A 15,854-nucleotide genomic window follows, 5' to 3' on the forward strand; every position below is an offset into this window, starting at 1 on the left:
AGGCGCCGCCGGGCGCCATGATGCCCGAGGCACCACGGTGAAGCCAGGCTGCCACCGCATCGGCGCTCGGGCCATGCTGAGGCCCTGGCGGACAGAAGCGCGGCCAGGCTTCGGCGGACACGCTAAGGAACGGCGGGCGCGCCGGAGGCGCCTCCATCAGAAACCTGCGCAGTCGACCGCCCGTCGCACCGGCCCTAGGCCGGATAGCCGGTGATGGCCCGAATGCTCCGGTACAGCGGCCTGAGTTGCCGATACATGCGCAGGTAGACCTCGAGATACAACCGCTGGTAGGTCTGCTGGGCCTGCGGATCGGGCTGGAAGACCCGGCCCACGCGGGTCATGCCACGGATCGCCGAGGGGAAGTCCGGATACAGCCCCAGCCCCACCGCGCAGTCGATCGCCGCGCCCAGTCCCGAGGTCTCGTAGGTGTGCGGGCGCTCGGCCGGCAGGCCGAAGATGTCGGCGGTCAGCTGCATGGCCGCATCGCTCTGGGAGCCGCCGCCGGACACCCGCAGGCGGGTGATCTTGCTGCCCGAGCGCCTCTCGATGCGTTCCTTGCCCTGGCGCAGGGCATAGGCCAGCCCCTCGAGGATGGCGCGGTACAGGTGCGCCCGGGTGTGCACGTCGCCGAAGCCGATGATCGAGCCCTTGGCCTCCAGGCCCGGCTCACGGATGCCCGGCGACCAGTAGGGTTGCAGCATCAACCCCATGGCGCCGGGCGGCACCGCATCGACCAGCTCGTCGAACAGCGCCTCGGGGGCGACGCCGAGTTCGCCGGCGCGCTGCATCTCGTGCAGGCCGAACTCCTGCTTGAACCAGCTAACCATCCAGAAGCCGCGAAAGATCATCACCTCGGTGTTGAAGTGTCCGGGTATCGCCGCCGGATAGGGCGGGATCAGCCGGGTAGTCTCCAGGTAGCGGCGACGGGTGGTGTTGATGGTCGCCGTGGTGCCGTAGGACAGGCAGGCGACGTGCGGCTCCACACCGCCGGCGCCGAGCACCTCGCAGGCCTTGTCGGCGCCGGCGGCGATCAGCGGCAGGCCCTCGGGAATGCCGGTGTGGCGGCTGGCCTCGGCCGTGACGTGGCCGAGCAGCTCGCCGGGCCGGCACAACTCGGGCAGCTGCTCGCGGCGCACCGCCAGCGCCTGCCACTTCCAGTCGCCGGGCGCCGCCCACTGCAGGCGCTTGTAGTCGAACGGCAGGTAGGCCACGCAGCTGGTCAGCGAATCGACGAAGCGGCCGCACAGTCGATGGGTGAGAAAGCCCGAGAGCAGCAGCACCTTGTGGGTCCGGCTGTGTACCTCCGGTTGCTGCTGGGCCACCCAGTTGACCTCGGCCTGGGCGCGGAAATGCGCCACCGCCTCGCCGGCGCCGGCCAGTCTGAGCAGCCAGCCCCAGAGTCCGCTGATCGGCCCCGCCACCTCGGCGCGGCGCTGATCCAGCCAGAGGATCGCCGGGCGCAACGGCATGCCGGCGGCGTCGACATGGATCAGGGTGCCACGCTGCGAGGTCAGCGACACGCCCTTGATCTGGCTGCGATCGATGTCCAGTTGCCGCCACAGTTGCTGGCAGGCCTCGCCGACGCTGGCCCAGTAGTATTCGGGGTCCTGCTCGGCCCAGCCGGGTTGCGCCGAGTAGTAGGCCTCGAGCTCCACCTTGCCCTTGCCGAGCAGGTTGCCCTGCAGGTCGAACAACAGGGCGCGCACGCTCTGGGTGCCGTTGTCGATGGCCAGCAGGTAGCTTGTCTCGCTCACAGCGCAATCCTTCTCGTCAGGCGCCCGGTCCACGGGCATCAGTGCTCGCCCGGCACGCTGTAGCAGCGCCGCCAGAGCGCCAGATAGTCCCGCTGCTCCTGCTCCCAGCGGGCATCGCTCCAGCCCAGGCGAGGCTGGCACAGCGCGCGGATGCGCGGCAACTGGGCCTGGGCACCGCCGGGCAGCAGCAGGCCGAGGCGGGTACGGCGCAGCAGCAGGTCATCCAGATGCAGCACCAGCTCGTGCTGCGCCGCCCAGGCCAGTTCGATCCAGAGCGTCTCGCTGCCGGCAACCGGCTGGCTGCCGACCTCGGCCTGCAGAGCCAGCAGCCCCGGCAGCTCGCGGCCATAGCGTCCGCCCAGACGTTTCTGCCGGGCCGGGCTCAGGTGTGTCACGGGCGGGTTCGCGCAGGGCCGGAAGGTCGCTGCGCCGCCGTCCACCAGCGGCCGCCCGACAAACTCCGCGCAGGCACGCAGCACCTCCAGAGCCAGCGGACGGAAGGTGGTCAGCTTGCCGCCGGCCAGGGTCACGCTGCCGGGCTCGACCCACAGCGCGTGTTCGCGGGTCTCATCGGAAGGCCGGCGACCGGCCTCGCCGTCGCTCACCACCGGACGTACCCCGGCCCAGGTCGAGAGCACATCGCCGGAGCCGATCCGCGCCGCGGGAAACTGCTGGGCGCAGGCGGCCAGCAGGTAGTCCAGCTCCACGACGCTGATGCAGGCCTCCTGATCCAGTGGCTCGCGATGGTCCAGGTCGGTGGTGCCGACCACGGTGGCACCCTCCCAGGGGAAGACGAAGACCGGCCGGCCATCCGCCGCGTGCATGAAGCTGAAGGCGTGGGCCACCGGCAGGCACCAGGCCGGCAGCAGCAGGTGGCTGCCGCGTAGCGGACGGATCCGCGCGCCGCCATCCAGGCGATCGGCCCAGGCCCCGGTGGCCTGGGCCACCGCGCGGCTGCGCAGGCGATAGCGGCGGCCAGTTTCCCGGTCCTCGGCGAGCAGGCCGACCACCCGCCCGCCCTCGCGCAGCAGCTCCAGCACACGCACGCCATTGAGCGCCTCGGCGCCGTCGCCGCGGGCCTCGCCGAGCACGCGCATGACCAGGCGGGCGTCGTCGGTCACCGCATCGAAGAAGCGCGTGGCGCCCAGCAGGCCGTCCTCCTTGAGCCCCGGCGCCAGATAGCGCAGCGCCTGCCGGGGGTAATACAGATGGTTGCGCCTGCCGGCCAGGGCGTCATACAGCGCCAGCAGCCCGCCGAACACTCTCGGCCCGGGAAACTGTCCCCGGTAATGGGCCATCAGGAAGCTCAGCGGCTCCACCAGGCCCGGCGCCTCGGCCAGCAGGCGCTGGCGCTCGCGCACCGCGTCGCGGGTCAGGCCGAGCTGGCCCTTGGCGATATAGCGCAGGCCGCCATGGACCATCTTCGACGAACGGCTGGAGGTACCCCAGGCGAAGTCGCGCTGCTCCAGCAACAGGCATGTCCAGCCGCGCCGCGCCGCCTCGCGGAGGATGCCAGCCCCGCAAATGCCGCCACCGACCACGATCAGATCCCAGTCGCGCGCCGCCAGCTGCGGCAGCGCGCGTTCACGCCAGGCGGCATTCCAGGCTTCCATGCTCACTCCTCGAGCAGCACGCCGGGTGCCAGGCGGCGCTCCGGGTCGAAGTGCGCGGCCAGCGCCTGCAGCGCCGCCATGCCCAGCTCGCCCTTCTCCGCCGCCAGATAGGGCGCGTGGTCGCGGCCGACGCCGTGCTGGTGGCTGATGGTGCCGCGATTCTCGGCGATGGTCCGGCTGGCCGCCTGCTTGAGCCGCTGCCAGCGATCCAGGGCCTGCGCATAACTGCCGCCGGGGCGGAACACGTAGGTGGTGTAGATGCTCGAGCCCTCGCCATAGACATGGGACAGGTGGGTGAACACATGCACCCGCTCGCCTTCGGCGGCCAGGCCCTGACGCAGGCTGGTCTCGATCTTGTTCAGCAGGTTGTCGACGTTGCTCCAGTCCGTGGCGGTCTCCAGGGTGTCCACCGCATAGCCGGCGGCCCACAGGCCATGGCGCAGGTAGGGAAAGCGAAAACGATTCTCGGCCCACTTGTTGCCCAGCAGGGTGCCGGTGAACACCCCACCGAAGCCCTTGAGCAGGCGCCTGGCCTGCTTCAGCGAGGCGGCATTCTGCGCCCGCGCGCCGGTGACCCCGAAGGTCAGCATGCACTTGCCCGCGCCCGCACCGCGCAGCGCCAGGTACTTCTCCAGCCAGGCGATCTGCCGCGGATGGCCGGCCAGGGCCAGCTGGGTTTCGGTCTCGATGGCGTTGGACAAGCGCAGCATGGACAGCGGCACCCGGGCCTGCACCAGGGTACGGATAGCCTGCAGCGCCTGCGTCCAGCTGGGCATGAACACCGAGTAGAAACGCTCCTGCTCGGCCAGGCGGCTGATGCGCACCTTGACCTCGGAGATGATGCCGAAGCGCCCCTCCGAGCCCATCACCATCTCGCGCAGATCAGGGCCGGCGGCCGAGGCCGGGAAGCTCGGCAGCTCCAGGGTCCCGGCGAAGGTCTCCAGCTTGCCGCCGGCGAACAACTGCTCGATGCGCCCGTAGCGCAAGGACTGCTGGCCACTGGAGCGGCTGGCCACCCAGCCGCCGAGGGTCGACAGCTCCCAGGACTGCGGGAAGTGGCCGAGGGTATAGCCGCGGGCGCGCAGCTGGCTCTCCACCTGGGGGCCGTTGGCGCCGGGCCCGAAGGTGGCGATCAGGCTGTCCTCGTCGATCTCGAGCAGCCGGCTCATGTGTGCCAGCGACAGGGTCAGCACCGGCCGCGCGCCGGCCTGCGGGTTGATATGCCCGGCCACCGAGGTGCCGCCGCCGTAGGAAATCACCTGCGCGTCCTGCTGCCGCGCCCATACCAGCAGCTCGCGGATCTGCTCGGCGCTCTCCGGGAAGGCGACGCCATCGGGAAACTGGCCGAACTCCCCGGAACGCATGGCCAGCCAGTCCGGCAGGCTCTGCCCGCGGGCGTGACGCAGGCGCGACTCGGCGTCCAGGCTGACCAGCGGATGGGCGGCCAGGCGCGAGCTCGGCACCTTGGCCAGCACCTGCGCCAGACTGGCATCGGCGAGCGCCTGGCCCGGGCCGACCAATTCGGCGAGAAACGCCTGGCCGTGGGCCGGCAGCCCCACCTCGGTACTCTCCTCGCCCCAGCCGTTCCAACGTCGCATGCGCTTCCCCCTGTTCCGATCACCTTCGATGGCTGCCTATACTAGCCAGCCGCCGCCAGGGGTCACTGTCGAATCGGGACAGCCCCTGTCGCCAATCAAGACAGTCAGAACCAGAACGCGCCATGGACAATCTCGGCTACACCTCGGTCCCCGCCCTGCTCAAGTACCTGCGTCACGCCGAACGGCTCGGCCTGGACATCGAGGCGGCACTGACGGCGGCCGGCATCGCGGCCGAAGACCTGCGCGACAACGCCAAGCGCCTGCCGGGCGAGGCCCACGAGCGGCTGCTCGCGCACCTGCTGCAACTGTCCGGCGACCCGTTGTTCGGCCTGCGCTCGGCGCGCTTCGTGCAACCCGGCTCGTGGAGCGTGCTCGGCTACATCGCGATGAACTGCGCCACCCTGGGCGAGGCCATGAGCCGCATCGTGCCCTACGAGAAACTGGTGGGCGACATGGGCGTGAGCCGGATCGAAAGCGCCGCCGATCATGTCCGCCTGATCTGGAACTGTCGCCACCAGGGCGCGCAGATTCGCCGGCACATGGTGGAGAACGTGCTGGCCTCCTGGTTGCTGTATGCCCGCTGGATCGCCGAGTCGGACCACGCACCGCGCGAGGTGTGGTTCGAGCACGCCCTGCCGGACGGTGTCGAGCGGGCCGAGTACGAGGCGCTATTCGCTTGCCCGGTGCACTTCGAGCGTCCCTGCAACGCCTTGATCGTGCCGCTGGAATACCTCGGCGTGCCCCTGCGCCAGGCCGACGCCAACCTGCTGCGCACCCTGGAAGACCACGCCCTGACCCTGATGGCCGGGCTGGACGACGGCGAACCGCTGCCGCGACGGGTGAAGAACGCCCTGCGCCAGCTGCTCAAGGACGGCCTGCCGCGCAAGGAGCGGGTGGCGGAAAGATTCAACATGACCGTGCGCACCCTGCAGCGCCACCTGCAACAGGCCGGCACCAGCTACCAGCAGATCCTCGACCAGCTGCGCCAGGAGCTGGCCGAGCACTACCTGCTGCGCAGCGACCTGGCGATTCAGGACATCGCCTGTTACCTGGGCTTCACCGAGGCACGCTCCTTCCACCGCAGCTTCAAGGGCTGGACCGGGCAGACCCCCGGCGAGTTCCGCGAACGCCGGCGCCAGGCGGCTGCGCCTCAGCCCTAGGCTGGGCCGCCCGGCGGGATAACCCGGCAGCGCCCCGTACTAGCCGAGCAGCTCGCTCAGCGGGATGAAACGCAGGCTGTCGCCCTCGGCCAGGGTCGTGCCCTCCAGCACCTCGGCGATGCCCTCGGCCCAGGCCGCACTGCGCAACACCCCGGAACTCTGGTTCGGATAGGGCACCACCCGGCCGTTCTCCAGGCGCGCGCGCAGGTACTCACGGCGCTTGCCCGGCTTGCCCCAGCTGAAACCCGCCGGCATAGCAAAGCCCAGCGGCGCCACCCGCTGCACGCCCAGGCGGCGCAACAGATAGGGCCGCGCCAGCAGGCCGAAGGTGACCAGGGTGGAGGCCGGGTTGCCCGGCAGACCGAGCACCGGCACGCCGCGGAAGCACCCGAAGGTGAGCGGCTTGCCCGGCTTGATCGCCAGCTTCCACAGGCTCAGCTCGCCGGCCTCGCGCAGGGCCACGCCGAGGTAATCCGCCTCGCCCACCGACACCCCGCCGGTGGACAGGATCAGGTCGACATGACTCAAGCCCCCCAGCGCGGCGCGGGTCTGCTCGAGATCGTCGGCGAGGATGCCGCCGTCCACCACCGCGCAGCCCAGGCGTTGCAGCCAGGCGATCAGCAGGCGGCGGTTGCTGTTGTAGATCTGTCCAGGCCCCAGCGGCAGCCCGGGCTCGACCAGCTCATCGCCGGTGGACAGCACGGCGACCCGCGGCCGCCGCCGTACCGCCAGCTCGGCCACCCCGAGGGAGGCGGCCAGGCCCAGCTCGATCGGCCCCAGACGGGTTCCAGCCGCCAGCACCTGGTCGCCGGTGCGGGTTTCCTGGCCCTGCGCTCGGACGTTCTGCCCGGGTTTGAGCGGCTCGCGGAAGTGCACCCGCCCTTGCTCGTCGAGCTCGACGTTTTCCTGCATCTCCACGGTATCGGCGCCGGCCGGTAGCGGCGCGCCGGTGAAGATGCGCGCACAGCTGCCAGGCTGCAGCGGCCCCGGGGCGCTGCCGGCGAGAATGCGTTGGCTGACCGGCAGCGGCTCGCCCTGCCAGTCGGCCAGGCGCAGGGCGTAGCCGTCCATGGCGCTGTTGGCCCAGGGCGGCAGGTCGAGGGCGGCGACTAGCGGTTCGGCCAATACCCGGCCATCGGCGTCGGCCAGGGCGACGCGCTCGGTCTCGTCGATCGGCGCGGCCTCGGCCAGGCTCATCAGCCGTGCCAGCGCCTCCTCGACCGGTAGCAGGCCGGGCTGCTCGCCCCCCATCATCCGCGGCTCTCGCAGACTTCGGCCTGCTTCAGGTGGGCGACGAAGTTGCAGGGCCGGTGGCGCGCATCCAGCTGCTCGGCGAGGATGCCGTCCCAGGCGGTGCGGCAGGCGTTGGTCGACCCCGGCAGGCAGCACACCAGGGTACCGTTGGCCATGCCGGCCAGGGCGCGGGACTGTACGGTGGAGGTGCCGATGTCGGCCACGGAGATCTGCCGGAACAGCTCGCCGAAGCCGTCCACCTGCTTGTCCAGCAGGCAGGCGACCGCCTCCGGGGTGCTGTCGCGCCCGGTGAAGCCGGTGCCGCCGGTGATCAGCACCACCTGCACCTCGTCCGCGGCGATCCAGGTGGCGACCTGGGCGCGGATCTTGTACAGATCGTCCTTCAGCAACTGCCGGGCAGCCAGCCGGTGTCCGGCCGCCTGCAGGCGGTCGACGAAGAGTTGCCCGGAGGTGTCGGTGTCCAGGTTGCGGGTGTCGCTGACGGTCAGCACGGCGATGTTCAGCGGCACGAATACCGCCTCGGCCTTGTGATGCATGGCAGGCTTCCAGTTATCGGGGATAATGCCGGAAGTTATATCACAGGCCCGCCCCAGGAGGCTCCGCCATGCCCGTCGCCATTGTTCCGCCGCCCTGCTCCGTGCTGCTGCTGGCCGGTGGCCGCGGGCAACGCATGGGCGGGCGCGACAAGGGCCTGCTCGACTGGCATGGGCGCCCGCTGATCGCCTGGCTGCACGACCTGGTGCGCCCGCGCACCGACGACCTGATCATCTCGTGCAACCGCAATGCCGAGCGCTACGCGCCCTTCGCCGACCGCCTGGTGGAGGACGCCGATCAGGACTTCCAGGGCCCGTTGGCCGGCATCCACGCCGGATTGCAGGTGGCCCGCCACCCTCAGCTGCTGGTCTTGCCGTGCGACGCGCCCTGTCTGGACGACGCCCTGCTCGAGGCTCTGCTGGGCCAGGCCGGCGAGCATCCGGTCATGGTTCGCCAGGACGGCTACTGGGAACCCTTGTTCTGCCTGATCCCCACGGCCCTCGGCGCGTCCCTGGAGCAGGCCTGGCAGGCCGGCGAACGCAGCCCGCAGCGCTGGCTGCGCGAACTGGCGCCAGTGGCCGTCGACTGCCCCCCCGACGACCCGCGGCTGGCCAATCTGAACACCCCCACCCTGCTCGCCCGACACGGCGGCTCCCGGGCTTAACCAAACGTGCACGGAACCGAAACGGCTAATCTCCGTCTGAGGGTGGGTAGACCTCATCCATCCAAGGAGACAGACCATGGCACGACGGACCATTCCGGCAATCCTGCTAACCCTGGGACTGGTGACGCTGGCCGGTTGCGCCGCGCCGTCAGTGATCACCCTCAACGATGGCCGCGAGCTGCAGACCCTGGACCAGCCGCGCTACGACGAGGCCTCCGGCTTCTACGAATTCGAACAGCTCGACGGCACCCGCGCCAAGGTCAACAAGGACCAGGTGCAGACCATCCACGAGCTGTGAGCGGCAGCTGCCTCCGGGCGGTTCGCCCTGCGCGGGCTACCCGGGCGCGGCACCAACGCCGAGGCCGCCGGTCATTTCGTCCCCTCCCGGGAAAAAAATTCGGCCTAACCCCTTGTGCAACAAAACTTTTTCAGTACAATTTCGACTTATTCGGAGTGTAGCGCAGCTTGGTAGCGCGTCTCGTTCGGGACGAGAAGGTCGCAGGTTCGAATCCTGTCTCTCCGACCAAATCCCAGTTTCAACCAGTGCTGAACGCAATAGTTGAAACACACAAAAAAGCCCGCCTAGCGCGGGCTTTTTTGTGGCCGTCGATTATTTCCCGATAGCGTCACGGCCCACGCCCTGCGCACGACCCCGTCGCGAGCGACCGACTCAAGCTGACCCTCAACGCAGGAACGCCACGACCTGCTCGGCATCGAACGGCCAGTCCAACTCGGCACCGGTGTCGCAGCGACGCAACACCGGGATGCGCAGGCCGTACTGCTCCACCCAGTCCTCCTGATCGGCGATGTCGACCAACTCGACCAGCAGGCCGTGCTCGACGAAAGGCATCAGCAACGCTTCGGCCACATCACAGAGGTGACAGCCCAGGGTGCCGAACAGTTGGCATTCAGGGAGCATTCGCACGCCTCCACAAACAACGAGGACAGCAGTCTAGCACCAGGCCACGGCGCTCGCTGCCCGGGCCGCCGCGCAGGGAGCAGCGAGCACCTCCCGCCACCCGCCCGCAAAAGTTCGCTCGGGCGCGCGCCGCAGCTACCGATGCCCCGAGTACAAGCAGCACATCTTCAATCTGGTACACGTGCTGCCGATCGCCGACAAGCAGAGCCTGAAGAGCGACCTGCGCTACGCCCGCTCCACCGACGACGGCTCGAGCAACGTCGACAACAAGGCCTTCGGCGCCCTGTTCACCTACGCCCTGGGCTTCCACAGCTTCGGCCTGGGCTACCAGAAGATGAGCGGCGACACCGGCTATGCCTACATCAACGGCAGCGATCCGTTCCTGGTCAACTACGTGCAGATCGGCGACTTCGCCAACAAGGACGAGAAGTCCTACCAGCTGCGCTACGACTACAACTTCGCCGGCCTGGGCATCCCCGGCCTGACCTTCATGACCCGCTACCTCAACGGCGATAACATCGACCGCCTGAACGCCGCGGGCGAAGGCAAGGAGTGGGAGCGCAACAGCGAGCTGATGTACGTGGTTCAGGATGGCCCGCTGAAGAACCTCGGTCTGCGCCTGCGCAACGCCACCGTGCGCTCGAACATCGGCAACGACATCGACGAGAACCGCTTCATCGTCAGCTACAGCCTGCCGCTGCTCTGAACGACGCTTCGTTGAACATGACCGGGCAGTTGCATCCTGCCCGGTCGTGACGAGGTACGAAGAAGCCCGCCGATTGGCGGGCTTCTTCCATGCCGGAGCGAGATTCAGTCCTGGCTGACCGCACCGATCTTGTGCACCGACAGGTCGGCGCCGTAGTACTCCTCCTCCTGGCTCAGGCGAATGCCCAACAGGATCTTGAGCACGCCGTAGACCAGAAAGCCGCCGACCAGGGCCACCGCCACGCCGAGCGCCGTGCCGATCAGCTGGCTGCTCAGGCTGACCCCGCCCAGCCCGCCCAGCGCCTGCTGGCCGAAGATGCCGCAGGCGATACCGCCCCACACGCCGCACAGGCCGTGCAGCGGCCAGACGCCCAGTACGTCGTCGACCTTCCACTTGACCTGGGTGGCGGTGAACGCCCAGACGAACAGGGCACCGGCCACCGCGCCGGTGATCAGGGCGCCGACCGGGTGCATCAGGTCGGAGCCGGCGCACACCGCCACCAGGCCGGCCAGGGGGCCGTTGTGCAGGAAGCCCGGGTCGTTGCGTCCGACCAGCAGCGCCGCCACGGTGCCGCCGACCATCGCCATCAGGGTGTTGACCGCCACCAGGCCGCTGACGCTGCCCAGGGTCTGCGCGCTCATCACGTTGAAGCCGAACCAGCCGATGATCAGGATCCACGACCCCAGGGCCAGGAACGGGATGTTGGACGGCGCGAACGCCACCAGGCGGCCGTCGCGGTACCGGCCATCGCGGCGCCCGAGCAGGACCACGGCGCCGAAGGCCAGCCAGCCGCCCACAGCATGCACCACCACCGAGCCGGCGAAGTCATGGAAGCTGGCACCGTACTGCGCCTCCAGCCACGCCTGCACGCCATAGTTGCCGTTCCAGATCATGCCCTCGAAGAATGGATAAACGAAGGCTACGATCAATACGGTGGCGCACAGTTGCGGACCGAACTTGGCGCGCTCGGCGATGCCGCCGGAAATGATCGCCGGAATCGCCGCGGCGAAAGTCAGCAGGAAGAAGAACTTGACCAGGGCGTAACCGCTTTCCTCGGTCAGCACGCTCGCCGGCTCGAGGAACGTCACCCCGTAGGCGATCCAGTAGCCGATGAAGAAGTAGGCCAGGGCCGACACGGCGAAGTCGGAGATGATTTTCGACAAGGCATTGACCTGGTTCTTCTGCCGCACCGTGCCGACCTCGAGGAAGGCGAAGCCGGCGTGCATGGCCAGCACCATCACCGCGCCCAGCAGGATGAACAGGGTATTGGAGCCGTGAATCAGGGTTTCCACCGCACTGTTGATGTCTTCCATCAGCGAAGAACACTCCGAGGTTAGGGAAAAAGCACCAAACTGGACCAGTCTTCATGCGGAGCGCACCATTTGGCGGCACGCCCCTCGCCCTGCTCCAGTTGCAACGGCCTCGGCCGGCTCCAGAATGGGGCTTGACCGAAACACGAATGAGGCACTTATTCTTTATTTATCAAATAGTTACTAACGCACCACGATATCTAGAACCAATCCCGAGCAGCTCCATAAAGGAGCATCGAACCGAGGCTGCGCACCAACATACTGCAAGCGCTGTACCAGGCAGGCGCGGGGAACCTGCCCCCGGGACAAGACTCGAACCCCTTACATTCAACAGTCGAAGGAGAGACCCATGCCCCGCAAGAGTGCCAACTCATCCAGCCAGGACGAACTGCTCGAGGAATTCCAGGCCCTGGTGCGCGACACCGAGAAGCTCCTGCAACACTCGGCCAGCCTGGCCGGCGAGCAAGCCGAAGAGTTGCGCGAACAGATTCGCACCAGCCTGGGCCGTGCGCGCAGCACGCTGCACAATGCCGAAGATTCGCTGCGTGAGCGCGGCAAGGCCGCGGTCCAGGCGACCGAGGGCTACGTGCAGAGCCATCCCTGGCAGACACTGGGTATAGCCGCCGCCATCGGCCTGCTCCTCGGTATGCTGATCAGTCGCCGCTGATGAGTGATGCGATGGATGATGCGTCCGCGGCCGCTCGCGGCCCTTCGCCGCGCCGTGTCGGCGGTGCTCTGCTGGGCTTGCTGCATGGCCACCTGGCCCTGTTCGGCGAAGAACTCAGCGAACAGCGCCACCACACCCTGCGCCTGCTGGTGCTCAGCGGCCTGAGCCTGCTGTTCGGTCTGCTGCTGCTGATCGGCCTGTCGGCCGCAGTGCTGATCGCCTTCTGGGACAGTCATCGCCTGGGCGTGATCATCGCCCTGTGCGCCCTGTACGGCGCCGGGCTGCTGACCTGCCTGCTCGCCCTGCTGCATCGCCTGCGCACGGCCCCCGCCCCCTTCGGCGCCAGCCTCGAAGAGCTGGCCCGCGACCGCGAGCAATTGCTGCCATGAACCTACCGGAACTGCCCGCCAAGGCCTCGCGCAGCGAGTTGCGCAAGGCCATGCTGCGCCTGCGCCTGGAAATGCACCGCCAGGAACTGCGTCACGAAACCCTGGTGCTGCTGCAGCCATTGCGCCAGGCGCAGCACTTCGGCCGGCACTGGCGCGAGGAGCTGCGCGACAGCAATGCGCCGCTGTGGGCCGCCGGCGGCGCCCTGCTGCTGGCGACCCTCGGCATGCGCCGTGGCCACTGGCGCCGCTGGCTGCGCATCGCGCTGATCGCCTTCCCCCTGCTGCGCCGTCATCCGCCCCGCCCGCCGGCCAGCGACCGCGCCGAGCGAGGCTAGTCGACTGGCCAACAGGGCGGCGTGGCCGGCACGGCAGCGCACCGGCGACTAGGCTTCGGGTGTCGCCTGTCGTTCGCGAGGCTGCCGCCATGGCCGTCTACCCTGCCCCCTTGCTGGCGCTCGTCCTGCTGCTCGGCCTGCCCGCTGCCGGGCCGGCCGAGCAGCGGGCCGCGCCCGGAAAAATCGTGGATTACCGCGACGTCCAGCCGATCCTCGTCGGCCGCTGCGCCAAGTGCCACGCCCCCCAGGGCATGATGGGCCCGGCGCCGGAGGGCTACTCGCTGGCCAGCTATGCAGAAACCCTGGCCCAGGGCGAACGGGCGCGCGTGGTACCCGGCCTGGCAGAGGCCAGCGAACTGGTGCGGCGCATCCGCGGCCAGGCGCGGCCGCGCATGCCCTTCGACGGCCCGCCTTTTCTCGATGAGACGGAAATCGCCCTGATCGTCGCCTGGATCGACCAGGGCGCCCGCGACGCCCAGGGCAACCCCGCGCCGGCTCCACGCGAGGCCAAGCTGCGCCTGCACGGCAGGCTGGGGGCGAACGGCCAGCTGGACGGACTCGCGCTGAGAATCACCGCGGCGAGCCGCGTCGAGGGCGCGCCGCAGCCGGGCGACTACGTCCAGGTCCGCGGCCGCCTGCTCGAGGATGGCAGCCTGCTGGTCGAGCGCATCCGCCGGCGCTGAGCGGCAGCCCGGCGAATTGGGCCCTGGCGGCCCTGGCCCGTCTCAGTCGCGCTGGTGGTTGCGCCTGAAGGTTTCCTCGCCCATGGCCGCGATCTGCCCCTCGATCAGCGCCTCGAAGGGCCTGAGCAAGGCGTCGAAACGCGCCGGCGCTTCGAGGATTTCCAGCGCCTGGACAATCGCCTCGACGCTGGACAAGGCCCCCGGCAGCGGCGCCTTGCGCAGGCGATAGCGCGAAGACAGGCCCTCCGGCAGCGCCACCCTCGGCAATTCGTCCAGCAGCGGGTTCAGGTGCAGCAGCTTGCGCGCCTTGCGCCAGGTGCCGTCGGGCACCACCAGCAGCGCCGGCGTCTCCGCTGCCGACGCGGCGAACTGCATGAGGGGTTGCGCGCCCTCCCCCGGAAACAGCAGGCAGGGGCGGTAGCCGGGCCGGGCGAGCAGCTGCGGCAGGTCCTCGAACACCTCGCCCACCCGCAGCTCGGCATTGTCCAGGCCCAGCGCCGCCAGGCGCGCGGTATTCAGGGCATGCCTGACCTCGCTGGGGTGCTGCAGGATCAGCACATGGGTGCGGCTGCCGAGCCGGGGAATCAGCGCACAGAGGCAGTGGTCGAGCGGGCGACAACAGCGTGGGCAATGGGGGCGTGGCATCGGGTTCTCCTCAGCCGCGCAGTGTGCCACAAGCCGTCCCTCGCGGCGTCCTGCCGGTCAGCGGTTGAAGCGCTCGGCCAGGCTGTGCAGGTAGTCGGCCATGTCTTCCAGCTCCTTGCCGATTTCCGCGCCCCGGTGCGCCTGCCCGGCGCTGTGATCGGAAAGCTGGGCGATGCGGGTGATCTGCCGGCTGATGTCCTCGGCCACCTGGCTCTGCTGCTCGGAGGCCGCGGCCATCTGCTGGCTCATGCCGGTGATACGGCTGACCGACTCGCTGATGCCGTCCAGCGCGCTGCGCACCGCCTCGACACTCTCCACGCTGGTCCGGGAGATCTCCTGGCCCCGTTCGGCCGTGGCGACCGCGCGGTCGGCACCGGCACGCAGGGTGGCGATGATGCCGTGGATCTGCTCGGTCGACTCGCGGGTGCGTCCGGCCAGCGCGCGCACCTCGTCGGCGACCACGGCGAAGCCGCGTCCCTGCTCGCCGGCCCGCGCCGCCTCGATGGCGGCGTTGAGGGCCAGCAGGTTGGTCTGCTCGGCGATCGCGGTGATCACGTCGGCGACACTGCCGATCGACTGGGTGGCATCGGCCAGTTCGCTGACCGCCTGGCCGATGTCGACCACCGCCTGGGCCATCTGCGACATGGACTCCAGACTGCCGCCGGCCAGTTGCCGGCCCTGCTGGGCCAGGCGCTCGGCCTCTTCGGCGGCATGCGCGGTGTTCTGTACGTTGTGCGTGACTTCCTGGATGGTGGCAGCCATCTGGTTGATCGCGGTGGCCGACTGGTCGGTCTCGCTGCGCTGCTGGTCGAGCATCTCAGCGCCTGAGCGCGACAGGTCCGCGGCCTGCGCGGCCTGCAGCTTGACGTTGACACCGGCGTCCTCCAGGCGCGTCAGCGCGGTCTGCAGGCGCGCCTCCTCGCTGATCATGGCCAAGTCGAGCAGGGCCTGGGCGCCCCGGTTGTCGCTGTAGGTCAGGGCGATCAGGCTGTCGGTGAAGGCCTTGGGGTGCTGGGCCAGGGTCTGCCGTATCCCCTGCCGCCGGCTGTGCAACTGGTAGATGCCGAGGGCGCCCAGCGTCACGGCGATGAAGGCCAGGAGCCAGGGCCCGGCGAGCAGGAAGTGGGCGCCCAGGATGACGATCGCCGCGCTAATCAGTGGCCAGGCGCGCAGCAGCTCGTAGGTCCAGTCTTCCAGCCTGGGCACCGCCGGCTTGCCCGCCCGCAACCGGGCGTAGAGCGCCTCGGCCCGGCGCTTCTGCGCGGCGCTGGGCAACGAGCGCACCGATTCGTAGCCGGCCATCCGGCCGTTCTCGTAGACGGCTGTCACGTAGGCGCTGACCCAGTAGTAATCGCCGTTCTTCGCCCGGTTCTTGACGATGCCCATCCAGGGCTTGCCCTGCTTGATGGTCTGCCACATGTGGGCGAATACCGCCGGCGGCATGTCCGGATGGCGCACCAGGTTGTGCGGCTGGCCGATCAGTTCCTCGCGGGTGAAGCCGCTGATGGCGACGAAGGCATCGTTGCAATAGGTGATCTTGCTGCTGAGATCGGTAGTGGAGATCAACCGCTGCTGCTCGGGAAAGGTTCTTTCCCGCTGAGTCACTGGGAGGTTCTGGCGCAT

16 protein-coding genes, 1 tRNA gene and 2 pseudogenes are annotated in these 15,854 nt (G+C 69.2%); 9 read left to right on the plus strand and 10 right to left on the minus strand.

From position 1 onward, the window contains the following. Window positions 1-194: 194 nt before the first annotated feature. From I0D00_RS04785 to I0D00_RS04795, 3 genes are read right to left on the minus strand one after another with little or no spacing between them, the layout of a single operon-like run. The gene (locus I0D00_RS04785; RefSeq protein WP_215730787.1) at window positions 195-1,793 is read right to left on the minus strand and encodes an FGGY-family carbohydrate kinase; all 1,599 of its coding nucleotides are present in this window, start codon (window positions 1,791-1,793) and stop codon (window positions 195-197) included. After that, window positions 1,793-3,367 (minus strand): glycerol-3-phosphate dehydrogenase/oxidase, encoded by a 1,575-nt coding sequence (locus I0D00_RS04790; RefSeq protein WP_213638598.1) that lies wholly within the window; start codon window positions 3,365-3,367, stop codon window positions 1,793-1,795. The genes I0D00_RS04785 and I0D00_RS04790 overlap by 1 nt, the downstream gene beginning before the upstream one ends. 2 nt (window positions 3,368-3,369) lie before the next feature. Beyond that, window positions 3,370-4,965 carry an FAD-binding oxidoreductase gene (locus I0D00_RS04795; protein ID WP_213638599.1) on the minus strand — a complete coding sequence of 532 codons (1,596 nt, stop codon included), beginning with the start codon at window positions 4,963-4,965 and terminating at the stop codon, window positions 3,370-3,372. A gap of 122 nt (window positions 4,966-5,087) precedes the next feature. On the opposite strand from I0D00_RS04795, the gene gliR reads away from it, so the two are divergent. Beyond that, entirely contained in the window at window positions 5,088-6,125 is a 1,038-nt protein-coding gene (gene gliR / locus I0D00_RS04800; RefSeq protein WP_213638600.1) for an AraC family transcriptional regulator GliR, read from the plus strand. A 39-nt stretch (window positions 6,126-6,164) separates the two neighbouring features. On the opposite strand, the gene I0D00_RS04805 is transcribed toward gliR, so the two are convergent. Both I0D00_RS04805 and moaB read right to left on the minus strand, forming a co-directional pair. Then, window positions 6,165-7,379: a molybdopterin molybdotransferase MoeA gene (locus tag I0D00_RS04805; protein ID WP_213638601.1), complete on the minus strand. Its 1,215-nt coding sequence runs from the start codon at window positions 7,377-7,379 to the stop codon at window positions 6,165-6,167. Beyond that, window positions 7,376-7,915: a molybdenum cofactor biosynthesis protein B gene (moaB, locus tag I0D00_RS04810; protein ID WP_213638602.1), complete on the minus strand. Its 540-nt coding sequence runs from the start codon at window positions 7,913-7,915 to the stop codon at window positions 7,376-7,378. The genes I0D00_RS04805 and moaB overlap by 4 nt, the downstream gene beginning before the upstream one ends. A gap of 68 nt (window positions 7,916-7,983) precedes the next feature. Here moaB and mobA point away from each other — a divergent pair, with 68 nt between their 5' ends. The 3 genes from mobA (at window position 7,984) to I0D00_RS04825 (ending at window position 9,103) form a co-directional block, all read left to right on the plus strand. Next, a complete protein-coding gene (gene mobA, locus I0D00_RS04815) occupies window positions 7,984-8,577 on the plus strand; it encodes a molybdenum cofactor guanylyltransferase MobA (RefSeq protein ID WP_213638603.1) in 594 nt (197 codons plus the stop codon). Window positions 8,578-8,653: 76 nt separating this feature from the next. Then, window positions 8,654-8,875 (plus strand): YgdI/YgdR family lipoprotein, encoded by a 222-nt coding sequence (locus I0D00_RS04820; protein WP_213638604.1) that lies wholly within the window; start codon window positions 8,654-8,656, stop codon window positions 8,873-8,875. A 151-nt stretch (window positions 8,876-9,026) separates the two neighbouring features. Next, a tRNA-Pro gene (locus I0D00_RS04825) sits at window positions 9,027-9,103 on the plus strand. A gap of 156 nt (window positions 9,104-9,259) precedes the next feature. Here the strand turns inward: I0D00_RS04825 and I0D00_RS04830 are convergent. Next, a complete protein-coding gene (locus I0D00_RS04830; RefSeq protein WP_213638605.1) occupies window positions 9,260-9,496 on the minus strand; it encodes a glutaredoxin family protein in 237 nt (78 codons plus the stop codon). A gap of 151 nt (window positions 9,497-9,647) precedes the next feature. On the opposite strand from I0D00_RS04830, the pseudogene I0D00_RS04835 reads away from it, so the two are divergent. Next, window positions 9,648-10,202: pseudogene (locus I0D00_RS04835) on the plus strand (OprD family outer membrane porin); the annotation flags it as partial. A gap of 104 nt (window positions 10,203-10,306) precedes the next feature. Here I0D00_RS04835 and I0D00_RS04840 read toward each other — a convergent pair. Further along, window positions 10,307-11,515: an ammonium transporter gene (locus I0D00_RS04840; RefSeq protein ID WP_213638606.1), complete on the minus strand. Its 1,209-nt coding sequence runs from the start codon at window positions 11,513-11,515 to the stop codon at window positions 10,307-10,309. Window positions 11,516-11,861: 346 nt separating this feature from the next. Between I0D00_RS04840 and I0D00_RS04845 the strand changes: the two genes are divergently transcribed. The 4 genes from I0D00_RS04845 (at window position 11,862) to I0D00_RS04860 (ending at window position 13,586) form a co-directional block, all read left to right on the plus strand. Continuing rightward, the gene (locus tag I0D00_RS04845; RefSeq protein WP_213638607.1) at window positions 11,862-12,179 is read left to right on the plus strand and encodes an ElaB/YgaM/YqjD family protein; all 318 of its coding nucleotides are present in this window, start codon (window positions 11,862-11,864) and stop codon (window positions 12,177-12,179) included. An 11-nt stretch (window positions 12,180-12,190) separates the two neighbouring features. Continuing rightward, on the plus strand, window positions 12,191-12,568 hold the full coding sequence (locus I0D00_RS04850; RefSeq protein ID WP_213638608.1) for a phage holin family protein: 378 nt from the start codon (window positions 12,191-12,193) through the stop codon (window positions 12,566-12,568). Beyond that, window positions 12,565-12,903 (plus strand): hypothetical protein, encoded by a 339-nt coding sequence (locus I0D00_RS04855; protein ID WP_213638609.1) that lies wholly within the window; start codon window positions 12,565-12,567, stop codon window positions 12,901-12,903. The genes I0D00_RS04850 and I0D00_RS04855 overlap by 4 nt, the downstream gene beginning before the upstream one ends. An 89-nt stretch (window positions 12,904-12,992) precedes the next feature. Beyond that, the gene (locus I0D00_RS04860; protein ID WP_213638610.1) at window positions 12,993-13,586 is read left to right on the plus strand and encodes a c-type cytochrome; all 594 of its coding nucleotides are present in this window, start codon (window positions 12,993-12,995) and stop codon (window positions 13,584-13,586) included. 42 nt (window positions 13,587-13,628) lie between these two features. On the opposite strand, the gene I0D00_RS04865 is transcribed toward I0D00_RS04860, so the two are convergent. The 3 genes and pseudogenes from I0D00_RS04865 to I0D00_RS21825 form a co-directional block, all read right to left on the minus strand. After that, complete coding sequence (locus I0D00_RS04865) at window positions 13,629-14,231, minus strand: tRNA-uridine aminocarboxypropyltransferase (RefSeq protein ID WP_213638611.1); 603 nt, start codon at window positions 14,229-14,231, stop codon at window positions 13,629-13,631. 57 nt (window positions 14,232-14,288) lie between these two features. Further along, the gene (locus tag I0D00_RS04870) at window positions 14,289-15,329 is read right to left on the minus strand and encodes a methyl-accepting chemotaxis protein (protein WP_420850798.1); all 1,041 of its coding nucleotides are present in this window, start codon (window positions 15,327-15,329) and stop codon (window positions 14,289-14,291) included. Between the two features lie 246 nt (window positions 15,330-15,575). After that, window positions 15,576-15,854, minus strand: a pseudogene (locus tag I0D00_RS21825) (PAS domain-containing protein); the annotation flags it as partial.

The sequence above is a fragment of the Pseudomonas lalucatii genome (assembly GCF_018398425.1).
Lineage (GTDB): Bacteria > Pseudomonadota > Gammaproteobacteria > Pseudomonadales > Pseudomonadaceae > Aquipseudomonas > Aquipseudomonas lalucatii.